The organism is Bifidobacterium phasiani (genome assembly GCF_019331775.1).
GTDB lineage: Bacteria > Actinomycetota > Actinomycetes > Actinomycetales > Bifidobacteriaceae > Bifidobacterium > Bifidobacterium phasiani.
In genome coordinates this window covers 33,041-57,136 of sequence record NZ_JAHBBD010000002.1, presented here as the reverse complement: position 1 = coordinate 57,136, position 24,096 = coordinate 33,041, and the positions used below count along the sequence as shown (strand labels likewise).

The following is a 24,096-nucleotide window of genomic DNA, read 5'->3' as shown; positions in this document are numbered from 1 at the left end:
AGTCTGGACGAGGGGCCGGTTCACACTTTCGGCCATCGGCATCCCGTGAACCGGAATCGCGATTCTCCGGTCATGGCGCCGCAATCGCAACCGGCGGTATTCCGCGGTTATGCGCCAGGCGTCGCCGTCTGCGTCCGTGCGTTGCCGGTTCACGGGATTCGTGCCGTGAATCCCGTGAACCGGCGGATCGGTGGCTACTCGAGTCTGTCGTGCCGCCACAGCGCCGCGCCGTGCCGGAAGTCCCTGGCCGTGGCCAGCAGGTTGCCCGCCGTGTGCATCAGCCGCGCGGCCTTGGTGCGGCGCGCCCGCTCGTCGGCGTCCACCGGCCCCGCGCCGTTCTCCGTGCGCGGCTCGGGGGGCCCGCCGTCGAACGGGCCATCCGACGCATGCCCGGTGGCGTCGGCCAAGGCGTCGGCCGCATCGCCGGGAGCGCCGCCTGCCACGGAACCGGCCGCGGCCGTGTCGTCCGCCGCGCCGCCCACGCCGTCGGCGACGGCGTCACGCCGGTAGCCGCGCGTCATATGCCGCGCCTCGACGCGCAGCCCGTTGGCCACGACGTCGACGAACGCCGCGGCGCGCTCCAGCGCCACCGCGAAGTCGCCGGTGAACGCGCCGGCGAGAATGGAGTCCGCGGTGCGCGCGATGTCCTCCTCGGTCGGCGCCTGGTCGACGCCGGCGATGGCCGAGGCGGTCGTGGCCACCGGCTCGCCGATGCGCCACAGCCGGGCGATGGCCTCGCGGTGCCGCCGCATCCAGGTGCGCAGCAGATACAGCCGCCACAGCACGCCGGGCAGGGAGTCGGCCTCGCAGTGGCTCCACAGCTCGGCGATCACGTCCACGCCCTCGCGGTCCACCAGCGTCAGGACGCGCTCGACCACGGACGGATCCTCGGTGTGGTGGACGCGGTCGAGCAGCGCCGCGGCCGACGTGTGGCTCAGCTCCCGGATGACCTCGGGGTCGGCCCCGCCGGCCAGCCCGTCGAGGATGGCTCCGCTGAGCTGCCCCGGCCGGGACGGTCGGGCCGACCCGCCGGCGGACGAGACGAAACCTGTCCGGCTCGACAGGATCGAACCGGAACCGTAATGCATGGCGCTAGTAGACAATGGGGGCTACCTTCTGGATGTCGATGATGCGCGGCCCCGCCGGGGTGCCGGTGACGAACAGCACGACTGCGTTGCCCGTCGGCATGTACGGCGATTTGGCGATGAGTCGCCTGGCCAGCGTCTTGGTCGAACACATCTTACGCAGATGCTCGAACATGCCGCCGATCACCGGGCGGTGCATGCACACGGCCGTCGCCGTGCGCTCGATCAGCGACTGGTGGATCTCCTGCTCGAAGCGCCGCCACGAGGCTTCCGGGTCCTTGGCGAACGCGTCCTCGGTGAGCTCGTCGATGTGCACCATCGGGCGGTCGGTCTGCCACGACAGCACCTGCAGCGTCTCCTGGCAGCGCATCCAGGGCGAGGTGGCCAGCCGCGTGGGGTTGTAGCACGCCAGCTCGCGGTTCAGCGCGAACGCCGCCGCGGCGCCGCGCGGGGTGATCGGGCGGTTGGCGTCGGTGCCCTTCCAGCTCTTTCGGGACTCGGCCTTGCCGTGCCGCACGATGATGACGGCCCGGCTTTCGGCCGCGCCCTCGCGCACGAGCCCGACGAACGCGGCGAGCATGTCCTTGTCGGTGGAGTGGGTGAGCATGGAGCGCGCCTTGCGCAGCGACACCCAGACGATGCCGTCGATCTCGCCGATGTCGGCGCGGTGCACCGGGCCGAACGCGTCGATCAGGTGCTCGGCGTCGGTGGGGGAGACCGCCGTGGCCATCCAGAACATCACATGCTTGGAATCCACGGTCCGGTCCTTGGAACGACGCCGCTTGCCCTCCTCGGCGAGCGGGTACTCGACCTCGCCCAGGTACGGGCCGAGCGCCACGGAGATGCCGGTCTCCTCGCTGATCTCGCGCACCGCCGCGTGCCGGTGGGACTCGTTGGCGTCGAGCTTGCCCTTCGGCCAGCTCCAGTCGTCGTATTTCGGCCGATGGACGATGCACACCTCGATCGCGTTCAGCAGGGCGTCGTCGCCCCCGGACTCCTTGCCGCGGCCGTGCCGTTTCCGGTGCTTGGCGGAACCGCCGTCCTCCTCGGCGAGCGCGGCGTCCGCGTGGCGGTCCGGCCTGAACCGGTACAGGATGCCGCCGGCCGCCTCCACTACACGTCTGACTTTGCTGCCCATTCCACTCATTGTATCCCCCCGTCAGGGCTCCGCTACGTAGTTTTTCCATGGAACGACGATGGCCGGCCCGAAGCGGGCCGGCCATCGTGCGATGCCTGCGTTGCGGCCTAGTTGCTGGACCGCGGACGGCGCTGATGCTTCTTGATCAGGTAGTCCTGGCTGTCGACCAGCGGGCGGCCCTCCTCGTCGCGCGAGTGGCGCACGTAGGTGCCGTCCGGCTGCATGTGCCACGACGAGGTCGTGTCGGCCATCTGCAGGTCGACGTAGCGGATCAGCTCCTCGATCTGGTCGGGGTCGGTGATGCGCACCAGCGCCTCGACGCGGCGGTCGAGGTTGCGGTGCATCAGGTCGGCCGAGCCGATCCAGACCTCGGGGCCGGAGACCGGGCCCTCGCCGATCTGCGGGCCGTCGGAGTTGCAGAACGCGTAGATGCGGCTGTGCTCCAGGAAGCGGCCGAGGATCGAGCGCACGCGGATGTTCTCGCTCAGGCCCGGGACGCCCGGCTTGAGCGTGCAGATGCCGCGTTCGACGATGTCGATCCTGACGCCGGCCTGGCTGGCGCGGTACAGCGCGTCGATGGTCTTCTCGTCGACGATCGAGTTGACCTTGATCTTGATCCAGGCCTCCTTGCCGGCGCGCGCGGCGTCCTCCTCGCGGCGGATGCGCTGGATCAGGCCGGTGCGGATGGTGCGCGGCGCGACGAGCAGGCGGTGGAAGCTCGACTTCGGCGCGTAGCCCGACAGCTGGTTGAACAGGCGGGTCAGGTCCTGGCCGACCACCGGGTCGCAGGTCAGCAGGCCCAGGTCGGTGTACTGGCGCGCGGTCTTCGGGTTGTAGTTGCCGGTGCCCACGTGGCAGTAGCGGCGCAGGCCGTCGGCCTCCTGGCGGACCACCAGCGAGATCTTGCAGTGGGTCTTGAGCCCGACGATGCCGTAGACCACGTGCACGCCGGCGCGTTCCAGCTTGCGGGCCCAGGCGATGTTCGCGTCCTCGTCGAAGCGGGCCTTGATCTCGACCAGCGCGAGCACCTGCTTGCCGGCGTGCGCGGCGTCGATCAGGGCGTCGATGATCGGGGACTTGCTGGAGGTGCGGTACAGCGTCTGCTTGATGGCGAGCACCTTCGGATCGGCGGCGGCCTGCGCGAGGAAGGCCTGGACCGAGGTCGAGAAGGAGTCGTACGGGTGGTGCAGCAGGATGTCGTGCTGGCGGATCGCGGCGAAGATGTCCTGGGCGCGGCTGGATTCGACCTCGGCGATCTGGCGGTTGGTCGTCGGCACGAAGGAGCGGTACTTCAGGTCCGGGCGGTCGATGCCGCCGAGCTCGAAGAGCACGGTCATGTCCAGCGGCGCGGGCAGGCGGTACACCTCGTCGCTGGTCACGCCGAGCTGGTCGGCGAGCAGCTGCGAGAGGAACGGGCTGGTCGCGTCGGAGATCTCCAGGCGGATCGGCGGGCCGAAGCGGCGGTGCAGCAGCTCCTTCTCCATCGCGTTGAGCAGGTTCTCGGCGTCGTCCTCCTCCACGTCGATGTCCTCGTTGCGGGTGACGCGGAACGAGCGGGCCTCCTTGATGATCATGCCCGGGAACAGCGACTCGAGGTGCGCGATGATCAGGTTCTCCATCGTGATGAAGCCGTAGCGCTCGTCGCTGCTCTCCTCGTCGGTGCGGTCGTCGACCGGCACCAGGCGGTTGAGGTTGTCCGGGACCTTGACCCGGGCGAAGTGCGACTTGCCGGAGGTCGGGTTCTCCACGATCACGGCGAGGTTGAGCGACTTGCCGGAGATGTAGGGGAAGGGGTGGGCCGGGTCCACGCCGAGCGGGGTGAGGACCGGGAAGACCTGCTGGCGGTAGTAGCGCGACAGGCGCTCCTGCTCGGCGGTGGTCAGCTGGTCCCAGTTGAGCAGCACGATGTGCTCGTCGGCCAGGGCGGGCAGGATCTTGTCGACCACGTAGTGGGCGTGCTCGTCCTGCATGCGATGGGCCTGCTCGGTGATCGAGCGCAGCTCCTGGCGCGGGCTCAGGCCGCTGGGCGAGGTCACGGCGATGCCGGTGTCGATGCGGCGCTTCAGGCCGGCCACGCGGACCATGAAGAACTCGTCGAGGTTGGAGGCGAAGATGCCGGCGAAGCTGGCGCGTTCGATGAGCGGCAGGCTGTCGTCCTGGGCGAGCTCCATCACACGCCAGTTGAAGGAGAGCCAGCTCAGCTCGCGGTCGAAGAAGCGGTCGGTGGGGAGCGGCTCCTCGCCGTCCATCGTCTCGCGCTTGTCGTTCTTGTCGGTTTCGGCGATGTGCTCAGCTATCTGGCTGCGCAGGATCGCCTTTGAAGATGCGTCGAATATCTGTGCCATAGTCCTCTACTTTAGGCGCTGGAACGGCCGTGTCACAACGGGACATGCAAGAATTTAACGGCTGTTAACATTTTCTGTCGCGCCGGCGTGGGGCGGCGGCGCGGCGGACTGTCGGCGGGGCGGCCGGCGGGTGATGCGCGGGGCGGTCGGCGGGTGATGCGCGGGGCCGATGACGACACGCCAACCGGGCGCGGAACGGCACGCAATCGAACACGTAAACCCGTTCGATTCGCACATCTTGAGCCACGGCTGTCGGTCGAGCGGCCAGATGAGAACACTTGTGCAAATTTGCGAACAAATGCCGTCCGCGGCTTGCGGCCCGGCGAACCCCGAGCATAATGGCAAGTACAAGGACAACTGAACAGAGCGGAAGCCCACAAGTGGTGTATGGTCACGAGGACTGTTACGTTGAACGGGCATTGGAAAGACTTACCGTTACAACGATGATGTTGTGTAGAGATTCCGCTCATGTTGGACTTGCAAGAAGACCCGCCCCACGGCGGGTCTTCTTTTTTGCCACGCCGGCGTGCCGATGCTCCGGCGACTTGACTCCAGGGCGGGCCAGTGTGCCGATGACCTGATGTTTCAGTGGCTCGGCGTCCCGGCCGGCTTGGCCGCTTGGACGATTCAGGACCTACAAGCCATCTGTCTGTCTGGTCTGTCCGGTTCGTCTGGCCTGGCCTGTCTGGTTCGTCTGGCCTGGCCTGTCTGGTTCGTCTGGCCTGGCCTGTCTGGTTCGTCTGGCCTGGCCTGTCTGGTTCGTCTGGCCTGGTCTGTCCGGTCATCCGCCTGATCCGATGGATCCAATCGCTCCGGCCAATCCGGCTCATCCGCCGGGGCGATGCCACCCCGCGCACAATGTGCGTGTGGAACATGCCCGAATCGCAGCGCGCACAATGTGTAACGCGCATGCGGCATGCGCCGTGAGGCGTTGTGCCGCTTGGCCTGCGGGGCACATGGTGTTCGTGGATGCACAATGTGCGCGTTGCGCGTGCAAAGGCACAATGTGCATGCGGCCGGATGGGGCGCATCGTCCGTGTCGGTCCGCAGGCGCGTCCCGGCGCGTTGTGGACGACACGCCCGGGTTGTGGATAACCGCCAACCCTTCGACCACAATGGCCTCCGCCCGTTGTGGCCCCGGTCCCAATCGAGGTTCAATCGCCGCATGACGATGCAACGGCAGACCACTTACGCACCACCCGTCCATACTCCGGGCGATCCGCCCGGCGACGCCCCGGCCGAGCGGGCCGCGCTGCCCCCGCCGCCGCACGCGCGCGTCATGGGCATGCGCGACGGCGGACCGCCGGGGCTTCCCCGTGGCGTCGGCACGTCGGCTCCGCCGGTCACGGCCAACCTGGTCGTGGTCACCTCGGTGAGCGGCGGCATCGGCGCCAGCGTGATCGCCGCATTGCTGGCGGAGGAGCTCGGCCGCCGCGCGTACGCATGCGCGTTGGTCGACGCCGATTTCGAGGCCGGCGGCCTCGACGTGCTGCTCGGCATCGAATGCGAACCGGGGCTGCGGTTCGACACCATCGAGGCCCCGCTGGGCCGCATCGACGGCGCGGCGCTGAACCATGAGCTGCCCCGGTGCGGCGAGGTCCGGGTGCTGGCCTTCGACGCCTGGGACGGCCAGGCGCCGGACTGGTGGCAGGCCCAGGCCGCGGTGCGCGCGCTGTGCGACGTGAACCAGGCGGTCGTCGTCGACGCCGGCCGCGGCGAGGCCATCGCACGGATCCCGGACCTGGAGGCCGGCGCGCTGCTGGTGGTGCTCGAACTGTCCGTGCTCGGCTTGGCGCGCGCGAAGGCGTGGCTGGCGCGGCGGGACCACGCCTCGCCCCTGCTGGTCGGCGTCGCCCCGAGGGGCGGCTCGCACCGTCGGAACGCCGTGGAGACGGCGGAGGCCGAGGACTATCTGGGCGTGCCGATCGCGTTCGTGTTCGAGGAGGACCGGCGGCTGCAGGACGATGTGCTCAATGGGCTGGGCGTGCGGCCCTCATCCCGTCGGAACCGCGAGACCGTCGCCAGCATCTGCGATCGGCTGGGTGCCTCGTCGCGGGGCCCGGGCCTCGAGGACGGGGCGGAAGGCCTCGGTCATGGACGCGACTGAACCGCCGGTGCTGCTTGGCCCGCTGGAGGAGCTGGGCCGCGACCCGACCGTCACGGACGTGGCCGTGACCTGCGAGGGCCGCGTATGGGTCGACCGCGGCGGCGGCATGAGCGAATACCATCCGCTGGTACGGTTCCGTTCGCCGTCCGCGGTGCGTGACTTCGCCGTCCAGCTGTGCGCGCAGATGGGCCGTCGTCTCGACGACGCGTGCCCGATCGCGGACGCCTCCACGGTCGGCGGCGTCCGCGTGCACGCGGTCATCGCGCCGTTGGTGCCATACGGGGCCGCGATCTCGATCCGGTTCCCGAACTGCGGCACCCCGTCGCTGGAGGCGCTCGCCGTCCGCGGGATGATGCCCGCCGCATGGCTGCCGCTGCTGCGTCGGCTGGTCGCGCATCGGGCGACGATGCTGATCACTGGCGGCACCGGGGCCGGCAAGACCACGCTGCTCAAGGCGTTGCTGGCCGAATGCGCCGTCTGCGAACGCATCGTCACCGTGGAGGAGGTGCGGGAGCTGGGCGGTCTGGGACGCGGCAACCACGTCTCGCTGGTGTCGCGCGAGGCGAATGTGGAGGGCGTCGGCGCGGTGGGGCTGCCGGAGCTGGTCAAGGCCACGCTGCGCATGCGCCCCGACCGCGTGGTCCTCGGTGAATGCCGGGGCGAGGAGGTGGCCGATGTGCTGAGGGCGTTCAATTCGGGGCATCGCGGCGGCATGCTGACCCTGCACGCCGACGGGGTGGCCCGGGTGCCGGCGCGGCTGCTGTCGCTGGGGCTGCTCGCCGGCATGGCCCCCGACGCCACGGCGTTGCTGGCGGAGGGCGCGTTCGATGTGATCGTGCATTTGCAGCGCCGTGAGGGGCGGCGCCATATCGCCCAGCTTGGCCGTCTGGCCGTCCGGGACGGCCGGCTGGTCGGGGTGCCGGTTCTGACGTGGGACGGCGCGGGCCATGCGGCCGCGGGGGAGTCGTGGGGCCCGTTCCGCGCCCGGTGGCTGGACGGTGCAGGGTGATCGCCGCGCTCGCTCCGGCGCAGGTATGCGCGTTCGTCGCGGCGTTGCTGGCGACGGCGGCGGTGCTGTGCCGGCCGCGGCACCCCGCCGTGCGTGGGCGGCTATGCGACCGGCCGCGCGGCCGTGCCATGGGTGGCCCGGCCGCCGATGTGCGGGATGCCCACGGCGCGGGTGCCTGCATGGCGGGCGTCCGCAAAACCGACGTCCCCGGTCCGGTCGGCATCGCCGCCGTGCTGGCCGCCGCACGTGCGGGGCTGCGGGCCGGCGGCACGATGACGGAGGCGTTCGCCCGGCAGGATGCCGTCGGGTTCGCCACGCCCCGGCTGACGCAGGCGCGGCTGCTCCGCCTGCTGGAGGCATCGCGCACGGTCGGGGAGACCCGGCGCCAGGCCGCCTGCGTGGTCGGTTCCGTCCATGCCGTGTACCTGCTCAACGCGTCGTTGGGATGCGGGGCGGCGCGGTGCCTGGATGTGGTGATGGAGGACTACCGGCGCATGCGGATGCTCGACGATCTGCGGCGCAACGCGTTCGCCATGCCGGAGGCGACGGTCCGGCTGCTGTCGGCGCTGCCCGGGGCGACCGTGCTGCTCGGAGAGCTGCTTGGCGCCTCGCCGGTGGCGTTCCTGCTGGGCTCCGACGCCGGACGGCTGTGTCTGGCATGCGGTGCGGTGTGCTACGTCGCTGGACTGTGGTGGATGCGCGCGCTGCTGGCCGACGCTCCGACGATCCGTCCGCCCTGATCGCCGGGGTGTGGCGGATGCGCATGCTTCTGGCGACGCTTCGATGGTCCGGCCGTTCCGGCCGCCGGGAATCGGACATTCGCCGGTCATGTTGTGCCTGTGCCGCGGCCCGGCCGCCGGGGATCGGATGCCGCAGCCCGGCGTCGTTGCGGATGCACCGTGGATGGAACGGTGTCGGACAGGCGCCATGTGCCGGGCTTTGCGTCATCACGGATGCCGTTCGTCCGGTGGCTGCGGTCGTTGGCATGTCGGCGAGTTCGGCGACATGCATCATGGTCCGTCGTCCGGTGGCTGCGGTCGTCGGGCCGGGCGGCCGTGCAGGGTTGTGCGCGCCGGCCGTTCGCGTTCCGGCGGCCGGCGGCGATTTTCCGGAAACGAGGTGCCGATGGGAGTCTGGATGCTGATGGCGGCCGTCATTGCGGCCTGCGCGGTGCGGCTGCGCCATGCGCGTCCGACGTTGCGCGGATTGCGGCGGTCAAGGTCGGGCGAGCCTTGCCCCCGCCCGTCCGCGGCGCTGGTGCTGGGCATGGTGGAGGTCGCCATACGGCAGGGCGCCTCGATCCCCGTCGCGGTGGCCGCGGTCGGCGACGCCGTGGGCGGTGGCGTGGGGGCGCGCATGCGTATGGCGTCGCAAGCCCTGCGCCGCGGCGTGGCATGGGATGAGGCGTGGCTGGTGCCGTGCGCGGACGACGTCGATGCCGGTGAGGCCGCAGGCCATGCCGTCGGCGGAGTCGGCGGCGGAGGCACCGCCGATGACGCGGCGTGCCTGCGGCTGCTGCGCGACGCCCTGGCCGAGTCATGGCGGTACGGCGCCTCGCCGTCGGAGCGGCTGCGCGCCGCGATGGAGGCGCTGGACCGTGACGAGCGCGCCGCGATCGAACGCCACGCGTCGCGGTTGTCCGTGCGGCTGCTGGCGCCGACGGGGCTGTGCTTCCTGCCCGCGTTCATCGTCATCGGGGTGATCCCGTCCATCGTGTCGTTTCTGTGAGGCAAGCCCCTCGGGCATCGTGCCCTGCGGCGTCGCCCCTATGGCCACGATTCCGCGGAGTTCCCTCCACGATCCTGGCTCGGGCCGTCCAATCCTGTGCGGCATCGCGTCCCGGCCCACGTTGCTGCGCACCGCGTCCGCAGCCGTCCACATCGCCGGTGGACGACACGCCCGGGTTGTGGATAACCGCCATCCCTTCGACCACAACAGCCGTTCCGGCATGCGCCGTGGACCCCGGGCGGCGCATAGTGGGGGCACCCGGCGACGACGGGTCGCATGATGGGACGAACCACAAGGGGGACAACATGAACGGGACGATGGACGAAGCCGCCCTGAACGAGGGGCGGGCAACGGGACTGCGCGGCATGGTCGGGGCGTGGCGGGAGCGGGCCGTCCGGCGCGCGTGCCTGCTCGACGCGCGGCTGCGCACCCTGGCCGCGGAACCCGAGGAGGGCGCGGCCACCGCCGAGTACGCGGTGGTGCTGGTCGCCGCCACGGGATTCGCCGCGCTGCTGGTCGCCATCCTCAAATCGGGCACGGTCAAGACCCTGCTGACCGACATCATCAAACAGGCGCTGAACGTGTGATGGGCGGGGTGCGACGGCAAGCCCGGCATGGACGCCGGCGTCGGCCGGACGCCGACGCGCCGCGGCACGCTCCTCCGGGCGCTCGGCCGGCCCGCTGGGCCGCCGTGGATTGCGGGAGCGTCACGGCGGAGTTCGCCGTGGTGCTCCCGGCCGTGGTCGCGGTGGCGCTGCTGCTGGTCGGTCTGACACGCACCGTCGCGGTCTCGATGCGGTGCCAGGACGCCGCGGCGGCCGTGGTCCGCGAGCTGGTCGTGACCGGCGGGCAGACGGATGCCGCCGCGGTGGCCCGCGACGTCGCCGGCGTGGATGCGTCGGTCGCGGTGCGTCGGGCGCAGGATCGCGTCACGGTGAACGTGACGTGCCCGGTGCTGCCGGGGCCGTTGGGGGTGCTGCCCGCACAGGTCTCCGGCGAAGCGGTGGGGGTGGCGCCATGAGTCGGCCGCCGCGGTGCCGGGGATCCCGGCCGGGACGACCGGGGGCGCCGTGCGAAAGCGACATGGGATCGGGAACGATAATGGGGGTGATGATGATCATGGCCGTCGGATTGCTGCTGTGCGCGCTCGCCGCCCTGGGGCAGGCGCTGATCTGCCAGGCGAGGGCGCGCGGTGCGGCCGACGCGGTCGCGCTGTCCGCGGCGGCCGCGTTGCTGTACGGCGACGGCGATGACCCGTGCGCCGTGGCCGGCGTCGTGGCCGAACGCAACCAGGCCCGCCTCGACGCCTGCGTCGTCGACGGCGAGGACGTGGAGGTCCGCGTGCTCGTGCCCACCGGCATGCCGATCGTCGATGCCGCGTTCGGGCGTTCGCGCGCCGGACCGGTGCCGTGCCGGTGAGGGCCGGCGCGACGGCCGGGCGCGCGCGGCGTGGCGCCCTCGTCCGGATCGTGCGCGGACCCTCCGCGGGCGCCGATAGGGCGTGCGCGGTGTGGCGAAGACCACAGCGCGATGGGCGCGAACATCGGCGTGGGGCTGGTGTCGGGCGTCGTCCGGCGGCTATCGTGGCGGTATGGACGTAACGAACAGGACCGTGGCGATGATCGGCAACCCCATAGCGGACAAGGGCCATGGCGAGAAGGACTGCGAGCGGGTGTTCGACCTGCTGTCCGAGGCGGGCGACCGCCACGGGTTCACGGTCATCGACCTGACCGGCGGCAGCTACGACGATTCGCTGCGCAACGCGCATGCCCACGCCGATCTGTATGACGCCTTGGTCGTGGTCGGAGGCGACGGCATGATCGCGCTGGGCGCCAACGCCGTCGGCGGCACGGGCACGCCGCTGGGCATCGTGGCCGTCGGGTCCGGCAACGACTTCGCCCGGGGCCTGGGCCTGCCCGTCAACCGCCTGCGGACCGCGGTCAACGGCATCGCCGGGGCCATCGTGCGGGGCAGCGCGATCGATGTGGACCTGGGGCGGGTCGATCCGTCAAGGGCGTCCGCCGTCGATGCCATTGGTGCCGCTGGTGTCGGTGCCGCTGGTGATGGTGTTGTCGGCGCCGCCGATGCCGCCGGCGCCGCCGGGGTCGCCGATGCCGATGCCGAGGCCGCCCGTGGCGGGGAACGCGCCCACGGCGGCGTCATGGCGGGCGGTCGCTACTTCGCCGGCATGCTGTCGTGCGGCATCGACGCGAAGATCAACGACCGGGCCAACCACTCGCGTCTGCCGAACGGCTCGCTGCGGTACCTGGCCGCCGTCCTGGTCGAGCTGACCCGGCTCAGGCCGTTCGGCTACCACATCCGCGCCACGCGCGCCGACGGGAGCGTGGACGAGCGGGACATCGTCTCGCCGCTGCTGACCGTCGCGAATTCGCGGCACATCGGCGGCGGCATCGAGGTGAGCCCCTACTCGCGCTTCGACGACGGCCTGCTGGACCTGGTGTGGATCGACCACATGCCCACTCTCGGCGAGCTGGCCCAGGTGGTGCCCAACATCTACAACGGACGGCTGCTGACCAGCAGGCTGTTCGGCTGGGAACGGGTGCGCGACGTGGAGATCTCCCGAATCGACGAAGGCGCCGAGCCCCCGGTGCTCATGGCCGACGGCGAGTACATCGGCGACCTGCCCGTGCGGGTCGCGGCGATGGACCGCCAGCTCAGGGTCCTGGTGCCGCCCGCCGTCGCCGAACGCGGGTCGGCGATGACGCGCGACGGCGTGTCCGAGGCCATCGCGCGCGACGGCCGCGACCCGTTGAGCGGCATGTTCCTGTAGGCGCGTCGCGTGTCGCGCCCCGGGGCGGGCCGTGCCGCCGCCGCATGCGGTGCGGGGGCGCCTCCGAACGGTCCGGCAGGGGCAGAGGTTGGGCTAGGTTTGTGGCAAGGCATTCGTGCCGGGACACGTGACGGCGGGTCCGCCGACGACTCCCGGGTGGAGGGCGCGGAACCGTCGCAACGACGAGATGGTTGAGGTTGACAGATGGCATTGGCGTTATACAGGCGATACAGGCCGGACACCTTCGAGGGCGTCATCGGGCAGGACCAGGTCACGGTCCCGCTGATGCGGGCCCTCGACCAGGGCAGGCTGACCCATGCCTACCTGTTCTCCGGTCCGCGCGGCTGCGGCAAGACCAGCTCGGCGCGCATCCTGGCCCGCTGCGTGAACTGCGCGCAGGGCCCGACCTCGCATCCGTGCGGCGAGTGCGCAAGCTGCCGCGACCTGGCGACCGGCGGTCCGGGGTCGATCGACGTGGTCGAGATCGACGCGGCCAGCCACAACGGCGTCGACGACGCCCGCGAGCTGCGCGAGCGCGCCGGCTTCGCCCCCGCGCGCGACCGGTACAAGATCTTCATCCTCGACGAGGCGCACATGGTCACCCAGCAGGGCTTCAACGCCCTGCTCAAGATCGTCGAGGAGCCGCCGGAGCACGTGATGTTCATCTTCGCGACGACCGAGCCCGAGAAGGTGATCGGCACGATCCGCTCGCGCACCCACCACTATCCGTTCCGCCTGGTGCCACAGGAGGTCATGGGCCCCTACCTGGAGACGATCTGCGAGCGGGAGCGCATCGAGCCGGAGCCGGGCGTGCTGCGTCTGGCCATGCGCGCCGGCGGCGGCTCGATGCGCGACACCCTGTCGGTGCTCGACCAGCTCATGGTCGGCTCCGTCGACGGAGTGATCCCCTACGACGCGGCGGTCGCGCTGCTGGGCTTCACGCCCGAGGCGCTGATCGGCGAGGCCATCGACGCCGTGATCGACCGGAACGGCGAGGCGCTGTACGGCGTGGTGCAGAAGGTCGTCGTCGGCGGATTCGATCCGAGGCGGTTCGTCGAGGACCTGCTCGCCCGCGTGCGCGACCTGCTGGTGCTGACGTTGGGCGGCGAACGCGCGGAGAGCGTGCTGAGCGACGATGCCGCCGCCGAGGACATGGGCGACCTGCGCCGCCAGGCGTCGGCGCTCGGCCTCGGCGAGCTGACGGCCATCGCCGAGACGATCAACGCGACCCTGGGGTCGATGACCGGGGCCACATCGCCGCGCATGCGGCTCGAGCTTCTGGCCGCCCGCCTGCTCGCCGGCCGGGAGAACGGTTTCGGTGCGGCCGGCCGACCCGCCGAGGCGTCGGTTCCGGCGGCCGGTCCGGCCGGCGCCGCCTCGCCCGACGGCCGGCAGCAGCGCCGGGGCGGCTTCGCGGCGGCGCGCAGCCAGAAAGCCTCCCAGTCCGTGGCGCAGTCGTCCTCCGGCCGGCCGGCCTCGTCGCCGTCGGCCCCTGCGCCGTCGACCCCCACGCGGCCGGATGCCGCGCAGCCGGGCGGCGCACCGCAGCCGTCCGGCCAGGGTGCGGCGCCGGCCGCCCCGTCGGATGCCGGATGGCCGTCGGCCGCGTCGTCGCAGCCGTCGCACGCCATGCCCCGATCGGTCGCACAGGCGACGGGCGGTATGCCGTCCGGATGGGGCGAACAGTCCGCGGAGCCTGCGCCCGGCGGCCGCAACGCGGCGGCGGGCCAGCCGTCCGGCCAGCCGGGTGCGGCGCCGGAGGCCGTCGATACCCGCTCGGTCGACCAGAAGTGGGATGCGGTCGTCGCCGGGCTGCCCGACGACGTGCGCGAATACGTGAGCCGAGACAAGGTCCCCACGGTCGCCTACGCGGTGAACCCCGCCGGCAAGGGCCGCCTGTCGATGACCTTCGACAGCGCGCTGAGCCAGCACGCGTTCTCGCTGGCCGTGGCCACCGACGAGGCGAACAGCGGCAAGAAGGCCTCCGGCGTGGTTCTGGATGCGGTGCGCGGGACCTTCGGCGCCGGCACGATGATCGCACCGACCACGGTCGCCGCGAACGGCGAGCGCGTCATCCCGATCAGGCGGCTGTCCCCGGAGCAGCTGGCGCAGGTGAAGACCCAGATCGCCATGGCGAAGGCCGGCTTGGCGGCGGCGAACCTGTCTCACGCGGTCGGCATGCGTGCCGGCGCCGAGCCCAGGACGTCCGGCGCCGCCGGAGCGCCCGCGCCCGACGGCGACGACGCCGGCGAACGAACCGGCGCCGCCGCGCCTGCGGCCCCCGAACCGCCCCAGACCGGCCGAGGGACGACGGATGGCGGGCCCGACCATCAGCACGGGCATGTCGCCGTTCCCGACCTCAGCGACGACACCGATCCCTGGGCGCAACCCGCCGGCTCCGCCGCCGCGGACGGCGGATCCGATGCCGGTGCCGGCCGCGGTCCCGCCGGCGGTCATGACGACGGCCGCGGCGCTGACGCCGGTCAGGGCGCAGGCATCGCCGCCGGTGCTCCCGTCGGTCCTGTTGCCGGCTCGCATGCGGACGGTTCCGTTGCGTTCGGCGGTGCCGGCGGTTCGGGCGCGTTCGGTGGCGGGACCTCCGGCGCGACCGGCGTGGGGCATGCCGGCCCGGCCGGTGGGAACGCCTCGTCCGGTGGAGGGGCCGTCGCGTCCGGCGGCGCTTCCGTCGACCCGTTCGCCGGGTTCGCAATTGACGACGACCCCTGGGCCGCGCCGCTGCCCGCGCCGCAGCCGATGCCGCTCGCCGCGCCCGCCAAGGCGAACGCGCCGCAGCCGGCGCAGCGTCACGACCATCACTTCGTTCCCGGGCGGCGCGCCGCGGACGCCGACAGCGACATGGACGACCCGTGGGCCAACGGCGGCGCGGGGGCGTATGACCCGTCCGGCGACGCCTCGGCACCGAACGCCGTGTCCATGCACGGCGGCGTGGGCGGCGACCCGGTCCCCGGCGGTCCCGTTCAGGGCGGCGGGCCGGCCTCGCCGCACGGCGGCGCGCCGCTGCCCGCCGGCGCCCAGGCGGGCGGACCGTCGGCGTTCGGCGGCGCGGAGCCGCGGCGCACCGGCCCGCAGGTCGCCCCCGAGGACGACGAGTACTCGCTCAGCGACGAATCGCTCGGCACGGCCACGGCGCTGAGCATCGAGGAGCTGTCGAAGATGTTCGACGTGAAGAAGGTGGAGCAGTTCGCCGCCGACGACCCGAAGAACCCGAAGAACGCCCAGCCCGCCAAGCACACCATCGACTGACGGGCCGGGCGGCCGCGTCCGGCGGTCCGCCGCGACGCGGCGTCATGCCCGGGGCGCCGGGAACCGGCGCCGCCGCAAGCCGGCCCGGCACGGCATAATGGGTGGTGGCCCGCGACGGCCCGGAAGGAGTGAACGATGGCATTGGCATACGACGGCGCGATCCAGCGACTCATCGACGCGTTCTCCCGCCTGCCCGGCATCGGGCCCAAGGGCGCGCAGCGCATCGCGTTCCACCTGCTGTCCGCGCCGGAGTCGGAGGCCCAGGAGCTCGCCGACGCCGTCATGGAAGTGAAGAGCAAGGTGCGATTCTGCGAGATCTGCGGCAACGTGTGCGAGACCAGCCCGTGCCCGGTGTGCGTGGACCCGCGGCGCGACCGCGGCGTCATCTGCGTGGTCGAGGAGCCCAAGGACGTGATGAGCATCGAGCGCACACGCGAGTTCCGCGGCCTGTACCACGTGCTCGGCGGGGCGATCAACCCGATGGCGAACGTCGGCCCCGAGGACCTCAGCATCGCCGGACTGCTCGAACGGCTCAAGGGCGACGAGGTCAAGGAGGTCATCCTGGCGCTGAACCCCAACATCGAGGGCGAGGCCACCACCACCTACCTCAGCCGGCTGCTCTCGCCGCTCGCCATCCGCGTCACCCGCCTGGCCAGCGGCCTGCCGGTCGGCAGCGACCTGGAGTACGCCGACGAGATCACCCTCGGCCGCGCGCTCGCCGGCCGTCGCGACGCCTGAGCGCGCATCGGGAGAGCGGCCCGTCGCCGCGGCCCGGTACCCGTGTGGGAACCGCGCGGCCCGCATCGACGTTCGGCCTGTCGACGCGCCGCGGTCGCGCGCCCGCGGGGAGTCAGCCCCGGATGAGTTCGGGCGGAGCTGGTCCGCACCGTCGACCCCGAAACCGCGGATCATGCCCGGGCGGGCCCGGACGGAACTCGCCGCCTTAACCGTGCGCCGGCATTCGCCATCGTCCGCCGCGGGTGTCGTCCGTTCGCCGCGCGGCGTCGCTCGCCGCATCGCGGCGCGGTCCCGGGGCCGTTCCGCCGGCTGCGTCGTCGGCCCCCTACACCGCCCCCGACATGCGGACCGCCCGTCCGATCCGCCCGTCCGTCCGGCGGTGTGTCCGGCGATGTGTCCGGCATGTGGCCCGCCTGTCCCGCATCGTGGTCGGGACCCGATGCCGCGCGCCGCCGCAACCCTATAATCGTGCCGCTTGCGTAGAATGTGGGCAGCATCCGCAGGCGGCATCCCCGCAGAAGAAGATTGGACAGCAGTGGCTCTTATCGTGCAGAAGTACGGCGGCTCGTCGGTCGCTGACACGGATTCGATCAAGCGCGTCGCCCGGCGCATCGTCGAGACGAAGAACGCGGGCAACGACGTCGCCGTCGTGGTCTCCGCGATGGGCGACACGACCGACGACCTCATCGACCAGGCGCTGAGCATCGACTCCAATCCGCCGTCGCGCGAGATGGACATGCTGATGACCGCGGGCGAACGCATCTCGATGAGCCTGCTGGCCATGGCCATCCACGCCGCCGGGTCGCACGCATACTCGTTCACCGGCTCGCAGGCCGGCTTCATGACGGACGCGCAGTTCGGCGCGGCGCACATCAAGGCCGTCAAGCCCGACCGCGTACGGCGGGCCCTGAACAAGGGCAGCGTGGCGATCGTCGCGGGGTTCCAGGGCGTGAACGAGGGCGGCGACGCCACCACGCTCGGCCGCGGCGGCTCGGACACCTCCGCGGTCGCGCTCGCGGTCGCGCTGGGCGCCGACATCTGCGAGATCTACACCGACGTCGACGGCATCTTCACCGCCGACCCGCGCATCGTGCCGACCGCGCGCCGCATCCCGGTCATCGACTACGACTCGATCACCGAGATGGCCTCCTGCGGCTCGAAGGTGCTGGCGCTGCGCTGCGTGGAGTACGCGCAGCGCTTCAGGATGCCGCTGCACGTGCGCAGCTCGTTCTCGCACCGTCCCGGTACGCTGGTCGTACCCGACGGCGTCGATCCCAGGACGCTGCCGAACATCGACGACATGTTCGCCGCCGCGCGCTGACCACCCCAATCCGCTGACCATCCACAACCATCCGACAGGCAACCGGAGGCAATCATGAGCGAGCAGAACACGAACGAGAACGACGCCAAGTCCATGGGCGACCTGTTCCCCGACCTCGGCCCCGAGGCGCCGGTCATCTCCGGCGTGGCGCACGACCGCACCGAGGCGCTGGCCACGCTGCGCGGCGTGCCGAACGAGCCGGGCATGGCGGCCAAGGTGTTCACCCAGCTGGCCGAGGCGGGCGTCAACGTGGACATGATCGTGCAGGCCGGCGCCTCCACCGGCACCGCCGACATCTCGTTCACCGTGCCGGAGACCACGGTCCGCAACGTGCAGGACGTCCTGCAGGACAAGCAGGAGGACCTGGGCTACCAGTCCTTCGAGATCAACAACAACGTCGGCAAGGTGGCCGTCGTCGGCGTGGGCATGAAGACGCACTCCGGCGTCGCCGCGAAGTTCTTCAACGCACTGAGCGACCACGACATCAACGTGCTGATGATCTCCACCTCGGAGATCCGCATCGCCGCGCTGGTGCCGCTGTCCCAGCTGGACGAGGCGGTGCGGGCGCTGCACACCGCCTACGGGCTTGACGCCGAACAGATCGAGGCCGTCGTCTACGGCGGCACCGGCCGCTGAAAGGAGCCGAACATGGTACGGATCAATGCAACCGGCGTGAACGTCGCCGTCCTCGGGGCCACCGGCCAGGTCGGCATGGTGATGCGCCGCGTGCTCGACGAGCGCGACTTCCCCGTGCGCGAGCTGCGCTTCCTCGCCTCGGCCCGGTCGGCCGGGCGGACGCTGTCCTGGCGCGGCCACGACATCGAGGTCGAGGACGTGGCCGCCGCCGACCTGAGCGGCATCGACATCGCCATCTTCTCCGCCGGCGGCGGCACCTCGGCCGTCTGGGCGCCGAGGTTCGCCGAGGCCGGGGCCATCGTGGTCGACAACTCCTCGCAGTGGCGCATGGACCCGGAGGTGCCGCTCGTCGTGGCCGAGGTGAACCCCGGCGACCTCGACGTGATCCCGAAGAACATCGTGGCCAACCCGAACTGCACGACGATGGCGATCATGCCTGTGATGAAGCCGCTGTCCGACGCGTTCGGGCTCAGGCGCCTCATCGTCAGCTCCTATCAAGCCGTCTCCGGCGCGGGCCGTGCGGGCGTCGAGCAGCTGATGAACGAGGCGAAGGCCGCCATCGAGCAGGGCGCCGACAAGCTCGTGTTCGGCGGCGACGCCATCGACTTCCCCGAACCGACCAAGATCGTGCGCACCATCGCGTTCAACGAGGTGCCGTTCATCGGCGCGCTGGCCGACGACGGCTCCGAGGAGACCGATGAGGAGCAGAAGCTGCGCAACGAAAGCCGCAAGATCCTGCACCTGCCCGACCTCAAGGCCTCCTGCACCTGCGTGCGCGTCGGCGTGTTCACCTCGCACGGCATGAGCGTCAACGCCGAGTTCGAGCGCGACGTGACCCCGGACGACGCCCGCCGCGTGCTGGCCGACGCCCCGGCCGTCGAACTGGTCGACATCCCGACCGCGCAGCTCGCCGCCGGCAAGACCCCGAGCTTCGTCGGCCGCATCCGCCAGGACCAGGCCGTCGACGGCAGGAAGGGCCTCGCGTTCTTCGTGACGAACGACAACCTGCGCAAGGGCGCCGCGCTCAACGCGGTCGAGCTCGCCGAGATCATCGCGCGCAAGCATTTCGCGGACCGTCTGTAACGGACCGTCCGCAGCGGCCGGCTCCGGCCCGGCCCGCAGCACGTCGCCCGTTCCCGCCCGCCGCGGGGGCGGGCGACCTGCGTTTTCCGTGACGCGTCGGCGGCGGTGTGGAATACTGGAAGCTATGTCGAAGGCATCTGAGGAGGCGAGCAGGCAGCTCGACCGTATCGTGGCGCTGGGGTATCCGGACGTGGCGGACATGAGCGAGGCGGCGTTCCGCGCGCTGGCCCGGCCGCTGCTCGAGGCGCTGGAGCACAGCGACCTGGGGAGCGACATCCTGCTGGTGCCGACGCGCGAGCTGGTCTCTCCTGAGTCGCTGATCGCCCGGACCAGCATCAACCGCATGGCCGGCTTCACCACGATGCCTCCGCGCGACATCGCCAGCTTCCTGCCGCAGGACGGCTTCACCCCGCCCGAGGGGCCGTTCTACCTGGCGGTGGACCCGCATACCGGCACCTGCTACATCAACCGCGAGCCGGACGTGGCGCGCAAGCTCATCGACTCCGACGAACGCCTGCCCCTGACCCTGGAGGAGGGGTTGGCGATCGCGACCCAGCACCCCGAATGGCTGCTGGAGAAGAACGGCTTCAACCTGCTCGGCTCGCGCAGCGCCGACGGCCGCGTGCCGAGCATCTGGATGAGCCAGAACGCCCCGCGTCTGGGCGCGGTCTGGCCGAACTCGCGCCACACCTGGCTGGGCAACGCGTACTGCGTCGCCCGTCGCGGCGTCAGCCTGTTCTCGTAAGGGGCGTTCTCGTAAGGGGCGTTCTCGTACGGGCGGCCGCACGCCGTCGTTCGCCGCGCGCGGCCCCGCCAAGACCGCTACCGCCGCCGGAACAGCCGTGCGGCCAGCCCGGCCAGTCCGGCGGCCGCCAGCGCGGCCACGGCCGAGACGGCGGCGAACACGGCCGGGCGGCGCAGCTCGTTGCGGATGCCGATCGCGTCGGTGACGCAGTGGTCCTCGAAGAACACGCGCAGCTCATCGCTCGAATACCGGCCGACCAGGTCGCCCCACGTCAGCATCCGCGTCTCGTACGCGGCCGGATCGGACTCGTGGAACTCGAACAGGCGGATGCCCCGCAGCCTCGACTTCGGCCCGTAGCACTCGAACCCGCAGGTCGGCGCGTAGCCCAGGTCCATGCCGTGCACGTGCCCGACGAACGAGTTCTTGTGGTCGTGCCCGCAGAACAGCGCGAAGTAGCCGCCCGCCTCGCGCATCGCCTCGACCTGCCCGACGTTCTCGTCGGCGCAGCCGATGGCCTCGCCGAGCCGGGAGCCCGGGCGGCACACCGATTCGTCGAGCACGTAGCAGTGTCCGGCGTGCGTGCGTGCGCCCTCGACCGCGTTCGGCGTCCACGCCGGCACCTCCCTGAGGCAGTCGTAGAACTCCTGCGGGGGGATGTGCTGGAACGCGATGGCGGGCACCGGCATGCCGTCGCCGTTCATCGCGCCCAGCGCGCGCTGCACCGAGCCGAGCCAGGCGATCGCCTCGGGCGAGGGCGTGCCGTACCCATCGGAGTCCGCGAGGTCGAGGCCGCGCGAGTTGACCGCGTACCGCGGGTACTGCGCGTCGTTTTCCGGCGGCGCGCCCGCGTAGTCGCCCGAGTCGACCATCATCACCGACATGGCGACGCGGCCGGAGCCGTCGGAGGCCATGACCGGCAGCGCGAACGTGCCGGGCGCGCAGACCAGCGGGTCGGCCGGGCCGGGGGTATGGCCGGCGTCGTCGGCGTGGTCGGCGCGGCCGGTGCCGTCGTTCCGCCCGCCGTCGGCGTTCCCGCCCGCGGCGGCATCCGCGGCCCCCGTGGCCGCCGGGTTGAGGCAGCCGGGGAACTCGCGGTAGATGTCGTCCTGCTCGTCGATCAGGATGCCGCACTGGAAGTCGTGGTTGCCGTAGGTCGCGGCGAACGGCACGCCGGCGTTGACCACCGGCGCGAGGAACGCGGCGAACGTGCGGCGCACCTTCCGCCGCGTTTCGTCCATCAGTTCGTCCATGGTCGGCGGCTCGTCGCCGGTGAGCACGGCGGGGGCGTCCCGGCCGCCGCGCTCGATCCGGTCGGCGACCCTGCCGGCCAGCTCGGCGGCCCCGGGGCTGCGCCGCTTCACGCCGTACAGCCGCGCCTCGACCTCGGTGACCAGCCGGACCCGCGCGCCCGGCTCCTCGCCGCGGCGGCGCAGGAACGTGTCGATGTACGCGGGGTCGTAGCCGCGGATCTGGTCGCCGGTGAGCACGACCAGATCGGGGTCGGCCTCGCGGACGGCGGCCGCGATCATGCGGATCGTGTCGTCGCGGACGTCGGGGCCGTCCTGGATGTCGGCCATCTGCAGCACGCGGAACGTGCCGTCGTCTCTGAATCGCAGCGTCATGGTTCCACTGTAGCGGGTCGGGCGGGGCGGACGCCGCCGTCCGGTCCGCTCCCCGTGCCGGACGCCCCCCGCATCCGTGCCCGTGTGGCGAAACGCGCGGATTGGTCAGGGCATGCGGGCGGCTAGTATTGGGGGCACGCGCGCATGCCACGTGCGCGCGGCGAACCCACTCGGCGGCCGTCAGGCGAGGCCGCCGAACTACAGGCAAAGGAGGAGAGATGGGTCAGGATCAATCATCGGTGTTTGATCTCGCGGCGGTCGCCGCGGCGTCCAACGGAGGGAACAACGACCCGCTGCTGCCTCCGGCGCGATTCATCGGCGACCCGCAGAAGCCCAGCAAGATGCCGTACACCAAGTACGTCGCCTACGACAAGCAGGTGCCGTTCGACTACCCCGAGCGCACATGGCCGGGCAAGCGCCTGCAGCGCGCGCCCCGCTGGTGCTCGGTCGACCTGCGCGACGGCAACCAGGCGCTGGTCAACCCGATGGATTCGGAGCGCAAGCTGCGCTTCTGGAACATGCTGGTCTCGATGGGCTTCAAGGAGATCGAGGTGGGCTTCCCCTCCGCCTCCGAGACCGACTACGACTTCATCCGCATGCTCATCGAGCGCGAGCTGATCCCGGACGACGTCACGATCGTCGTGCTCACCCAGGCGCGCGAGCACCTGATCCGCAAGACGTACGAATGCCTCAAGGGCGCCAAGCGCGCCGTCGTGCACTTCTACAACTCGGTGTCCGTGCTGCAGCGCGAGGTCGTGTTCCGCAAGGACAAGGCCGGCATCAAGAAGCTCGCCACCGACGCCGCCGAGCTGTGCAAGGAGCTGGAGGGCGAGGCCGGCGACACCGACCTGTACTACGAGTACAGCCCGGAGTCGTTCACCGGCACCGAGCCGGACTACGCCACCGAGGTGTGCAACGCGGTGATCGACGTCATCAAGCCGACGCCGGAGCACCCGATGATCATCAACCTGCCGGCCACCGTCGAGATGACCACGCCGAACGTGTTCGCCGACCAGGTCGAGTACGTCTCGAACCATCTGCAGGACCGCGACTCGGTCGTGCTGTCGCTGCACCCGCACAACGACGAGGGCATGGGCGTGGCCGCGGCCGAGCTCGGCATCCTCGCCGGCGCGGACCGCATCGAGGGCTGCCTGCTGGGCAACGGCGAGCGCACCGGCAACGTCGACCTGGTCACGCTGGGCCTGAACATGCTCACCCAGGGCATCGACCCGCAGATCGACTACTCGAACGTGCCCGAGATCCGCAAGACCGTCGAGTACTGCAACCAGATCAAGATCTCCGAGCGCCATCCGTACGCGGGCAACTTCGTGTTCACCGCGTTCTCCGGCTCGCACCAGGACGCCATCAAGAAGGGCCTGGAGGCCCGCCAGATGGCGGCCGACCGCGCCGGCGCCGCGCTCGACAACTTCGTGTGGCTGGTGCCGTACCTGCCGATCGACCCCAAGGACATCGGCCGCAGCTACGAGGCCATCATCCGCGTGAACTCGCAGTCCGGCAAGGGCGGCATGGCCTACCTGCTCAAGACGAACCACAACCTCGACCTGCCCAAGCGCCTGCAGGTGGAGTTCGAGAAGATCGTCCAGCGCTTCGCCGACGAGACGAAGAAGGAGGTCAAGGACGCGGACATCTGGCGTCTGTTCAAGGACGAGTACCTGCCCGTCGAGGAGGGCGGCGCCACGGCCGCCGGCGCGGTCGTCGGCGACAGCAGCGACGAGTCGCTCGAGCAGTGGGGCCGCCTCAAGCTGCTCAAGGTCGCGGTCTCCTCGGGCGAGGACGGCTCCGACACCGTGATCAAGGTCCGGCTGCTCGACCGCGGCGTGCGCCCCGGCGTCGACGAGCCGGTCGAGCGCGAGCTCTCCGGTGTGGGCAACGGCCCGATCGCCGCGTTCATCAACGCGATCCAGGCCATCGGCATCAACGTGTCCGTGATGGACTACGTGGAGCACACGATGACCGCGAGCACCGACGCGATGGCCGCCTCCTACGTGGAGTGCGAGATCGGCGAGGAGCCGGAGACCACCGTGATCTGGGGCGTCGGCATCGACTCCTCGATCATCACCAGCTCGCTCAAGGCGATCATCTCCGCCATCAACCGCTCGGAGCGCTGATTCCGCGCCTGCGCCTGTGAGGCGTTGATTGTTGGGAGAACCGTGCATCCCGTGTTTTGGGGTGCACGGTTCTTTGCGCTACGGGGCGGGAGCCGCGGACTTCGGGGGATGGTTCGCGGGGATCGTTGACTTTCCGCCATTCCCCGCAGACCATCCCCCAAAGTCCGCGACCGCCATCGGCGTGTCGTGCCCATCGGGATCGCGTCGGGCGGGGAGCGCGCCGACCGGGGTGGGCCGGCGTCCGCGACACGCGCGGACTTACGAAGACCCCTCCGACCGTGCTACGGTGACGGCTGACTTTCGGAAACCGCGTGACCGCTTGTCATATGACCATACAAGGGCTGTATGCAAGGGT

General features: G+C 71.1%; 19 protein-coding genes. 15 read left to right on the top strand and 4 right to left on the bottom strand.

Translation table 11 applies throughout. The features are described from left to right. Window positions 1–194: 194 nt before the first annotated feature. The 3 genes from KIH73_RS01465 to KIH73_RS01455 form a co-directional block, all read right to left on the bottom strand. Entirely contained in the window at window positions 195–1,088 is an 894-nt protein-coding gene (locus KIH73_RS01465) for a hypothetical protein (RefSeq protein ID WP_236022500.1), read from the bottom strand. Between the two features lie 4 nt (window positions 1,089–1,092). After that, complete coding sequence (locus KIH73_RS01460; RefSeq protein WP_219079818.1) at window positions 1,093–2,223, bottom strand: NUDIX hydrolase; 1,131 nt, start codon at window positions 2,221–2,223, stop codon at window positions 1,093–1,095. A 107-nt stretch (window positions 2,224–2,330) separates the two neighbouring features. After that, window positions 2,331–4,568: an RNA degradosome polyphosphate kinase gene (locus KIH73_RS01455; protein ID WP_219079815.1), complete on the bottom strand. Its 2,238-nt coding sequence runs from the start codon at window positions 4,566–4,568 to the stop codon at window positions 2,331–2,333. A 1,165-nt stretch (window positions 4,569–5,733) separates the two neighbouring features. On the opposite strand from KIH73_RS01455, the gene KIH73_RS01450 reads away from it, so the two are divergent. From KIH73_RS01450 to KIH73_RS01385, 14 genes are all read left to right on the top strand, one after another. After that, window positions 5,734–6,675, top strand: coding sequence for a CpaE-like family protein (locus KIH73_RS01450; protein WP_219079813.1), 942 nt, complete (start codon window positions 5,734–5,736; stop codon window positions 6,673–6,675). Then, entirely contained in the window at window positions 6,662–7,684 is a 1,023-nt protein-coding gene (locus tag KIH73_RS01445; protein WP_219079811.1) for a TadA family conjugal transfer-associated ATPase, read from the top strand. Before KIH73_RS01450 ends, KIH73_RS01445 begins: the two co-directional genes overlap by 14 nt. 179 nt (window positions 7,685–7,863) lie before the next feature. Beyond that, window positions 7,864–8,424, top strand: a complete 561-nt coding sequence (locus KIH73_RS01440) for a type II secretion system F family protein (protein ID WP_219079809.1) — start codon at window positions 7,864–7,866, stop codon at window positions 8,422–8,424. Between the two features lie 397 nt (window positions 8,425–8,821). Beyond that, window positions 8,822–9,412, top strand: coding sequence for a pilus assembly protein (locus KIH73_RS01435; RefSeq protein WP_236022499.1), 591 nt, complete (start codon window positions 8,822–8,824; stop codon window positions 9,410–9,412). Window positions 9,413–9,777: 365 nt separating this feature from the next. Next, entirely contained in the window at window positions 9,778–9,999 is a 222-nt protein-coding gene (locus KIH73_RS10800) for a DUF4244 domain-containing protein (RefSeq protein WP_338023927.1), read from the top strand. A 137-nt stretch (window positions 10,000–10,136) separates the two neighbouring features. Continuing rightward, window positions 10,137–10,433, top strand: a complete 297-nt coding sequence (locus tag KIH73_RS10795; protein ID WP_420830204.1) for a TadE family type IV pilus minor pilin — start codon at window positions 10,137–10,139, stop codon at window positions 10,431–10,433. Then, window positions 10,430–10,831, top strand: a complete 402-nt coding sequence (locus KIH73_RS01420; RefSeq protein ID WP_338023922.1) for an Rv3654c family TadE-like protein — start codon at window positions 10,430–10,432, stop codon at window positions 10,829–10,831. The genes KIH73_RS10795 and KIH73_RS01420 overlap by 4 nt, the downstream gene beginning before the upstream one ends. 172 nt (window positions 10,832–11,003) lie before the next feature. Next, window positions 11,004–12,203 (top strand): diacylglycerol/lipid kinase family protein, encoded by a 1,200-nt coding sequence (locus tag KIH73_RS01415; RefSeq protein WP_219079799.1) that lies wholly within the window; start codon window positions 11,004–11,006, stop codon window positions 12,201–12,203. A gap of 204 nt (window positions 12,204–12,407) precedes the next feature. Next, window positions 12,408–15,467, top strand: a complete 3,060-nt coding sequence (dnaX, locus tag KIH73_RS01410) for a DNA polymerase III subunit gamma/tau (RefSeq protein ID WP_219079797.1) — start codon at window positions 12,408–12,410, stop codon at window positions 15,465–15,467. A gap of 135 nt (window positions 15,468–15,602) precedes the next feature. Then, window positions 15,603–16,205 carry a recombination mediator RecR gene (gene recR, locus KIH73_RS01405; protein ID WP_219079795.1) on the top strand — a complete coding sequence of 201 codons (603 nt, stop codon included), beginning with the start codon at window positions 15,603–15,605 and terminating at the stop codon, window positions 16,203–16,205. Between the two features lie 535 nt (window positions 16,206–16,740). Further along, window positions 16,741–17,526 carry an aspartate kinase gene (locus tag KIH73_RS01400; RefSeq protein WP_219079793.1) on the top strand — a complete coding sequence of 262 codons (786 nt, stop codon included), beginning with the start codon at window positions 16,741–16,743 and terminating at the stop codon, window positions 17,524–17,526. Window positions 17,527–17,580: 54 nt separating this feature from the next. Continuing rightward, the gene (locus tag KIH73_RS01395; RefSeq protein ID WP_236022498.1) at window positions 17,581–18,162 is read left to right on the top strand and encodes an ACT domain-containing protein; all 582 of its coding nucleotides are present in this window, start codon (window positions 17,581–17,583) and stop codon (window positions 18,160–18,162) included. 12 nt (window positions 18,163–18,174) lie between these two features. Next, a complete protein-coding gene (locus tag KIH73_RS01390; RefSeq protein ID WP_219079791.1) occupies window positions 18,175–19,245 on the top strand; it encodes an aspartate-semialdehyde dehydrogenase in 1,071 nt (356 codons plus the stop codon). Window positions 19,246–19,369: 124 nt separating this feature from the next. Further along, window positions 19,370–19,990 carry a DUF5701 family protein gene (locus tag KIH73_RS01385; protein WP_219079789.1) on the top strand — a complete coding sequence of 207 codons (621 nt, stop codon included), beginning with the start codon at window positions 19,370–19,372 and terminating at the stop codon, window positions 19,988–19,990. Between the two features lie 77 nt (window positions 19,991–20,067). On the opposite strand, the gene KIH73_RS01380 is transcribed toward KIH73_RS01385, so the two are convergent. Then, a complete protein-coding gene (locus tag KIH73_RS01380; protein WP_219079787.1) occupies window positions 20,068–21,612 on the bottom strand; it encodes a metallophosphoesterase family protein in 1,545 nt (514 codons plus the stop codon). Between the two features lie 218 nt (window positions 21,613–21,830). On the opposite strand from KIH73_RS01380, the gene leuA reads away from it, so the two are divergent. Next, the gene (gene leuA / locus KIH73_RS01375; protein WP_219079785.1) at window positions 21,831–23,741 is read left to right on the top strand and encodes a 2-isopropylmalate synthase; all 1,911 of its coding nucleotides are present in this window, start codon (window positions 21,831–21,833) and stop codon (window positions 23,739–23,741) included. The last annotated feature ends 355 nt before the right edge of the window (window positions 23,742–24,096 follow it).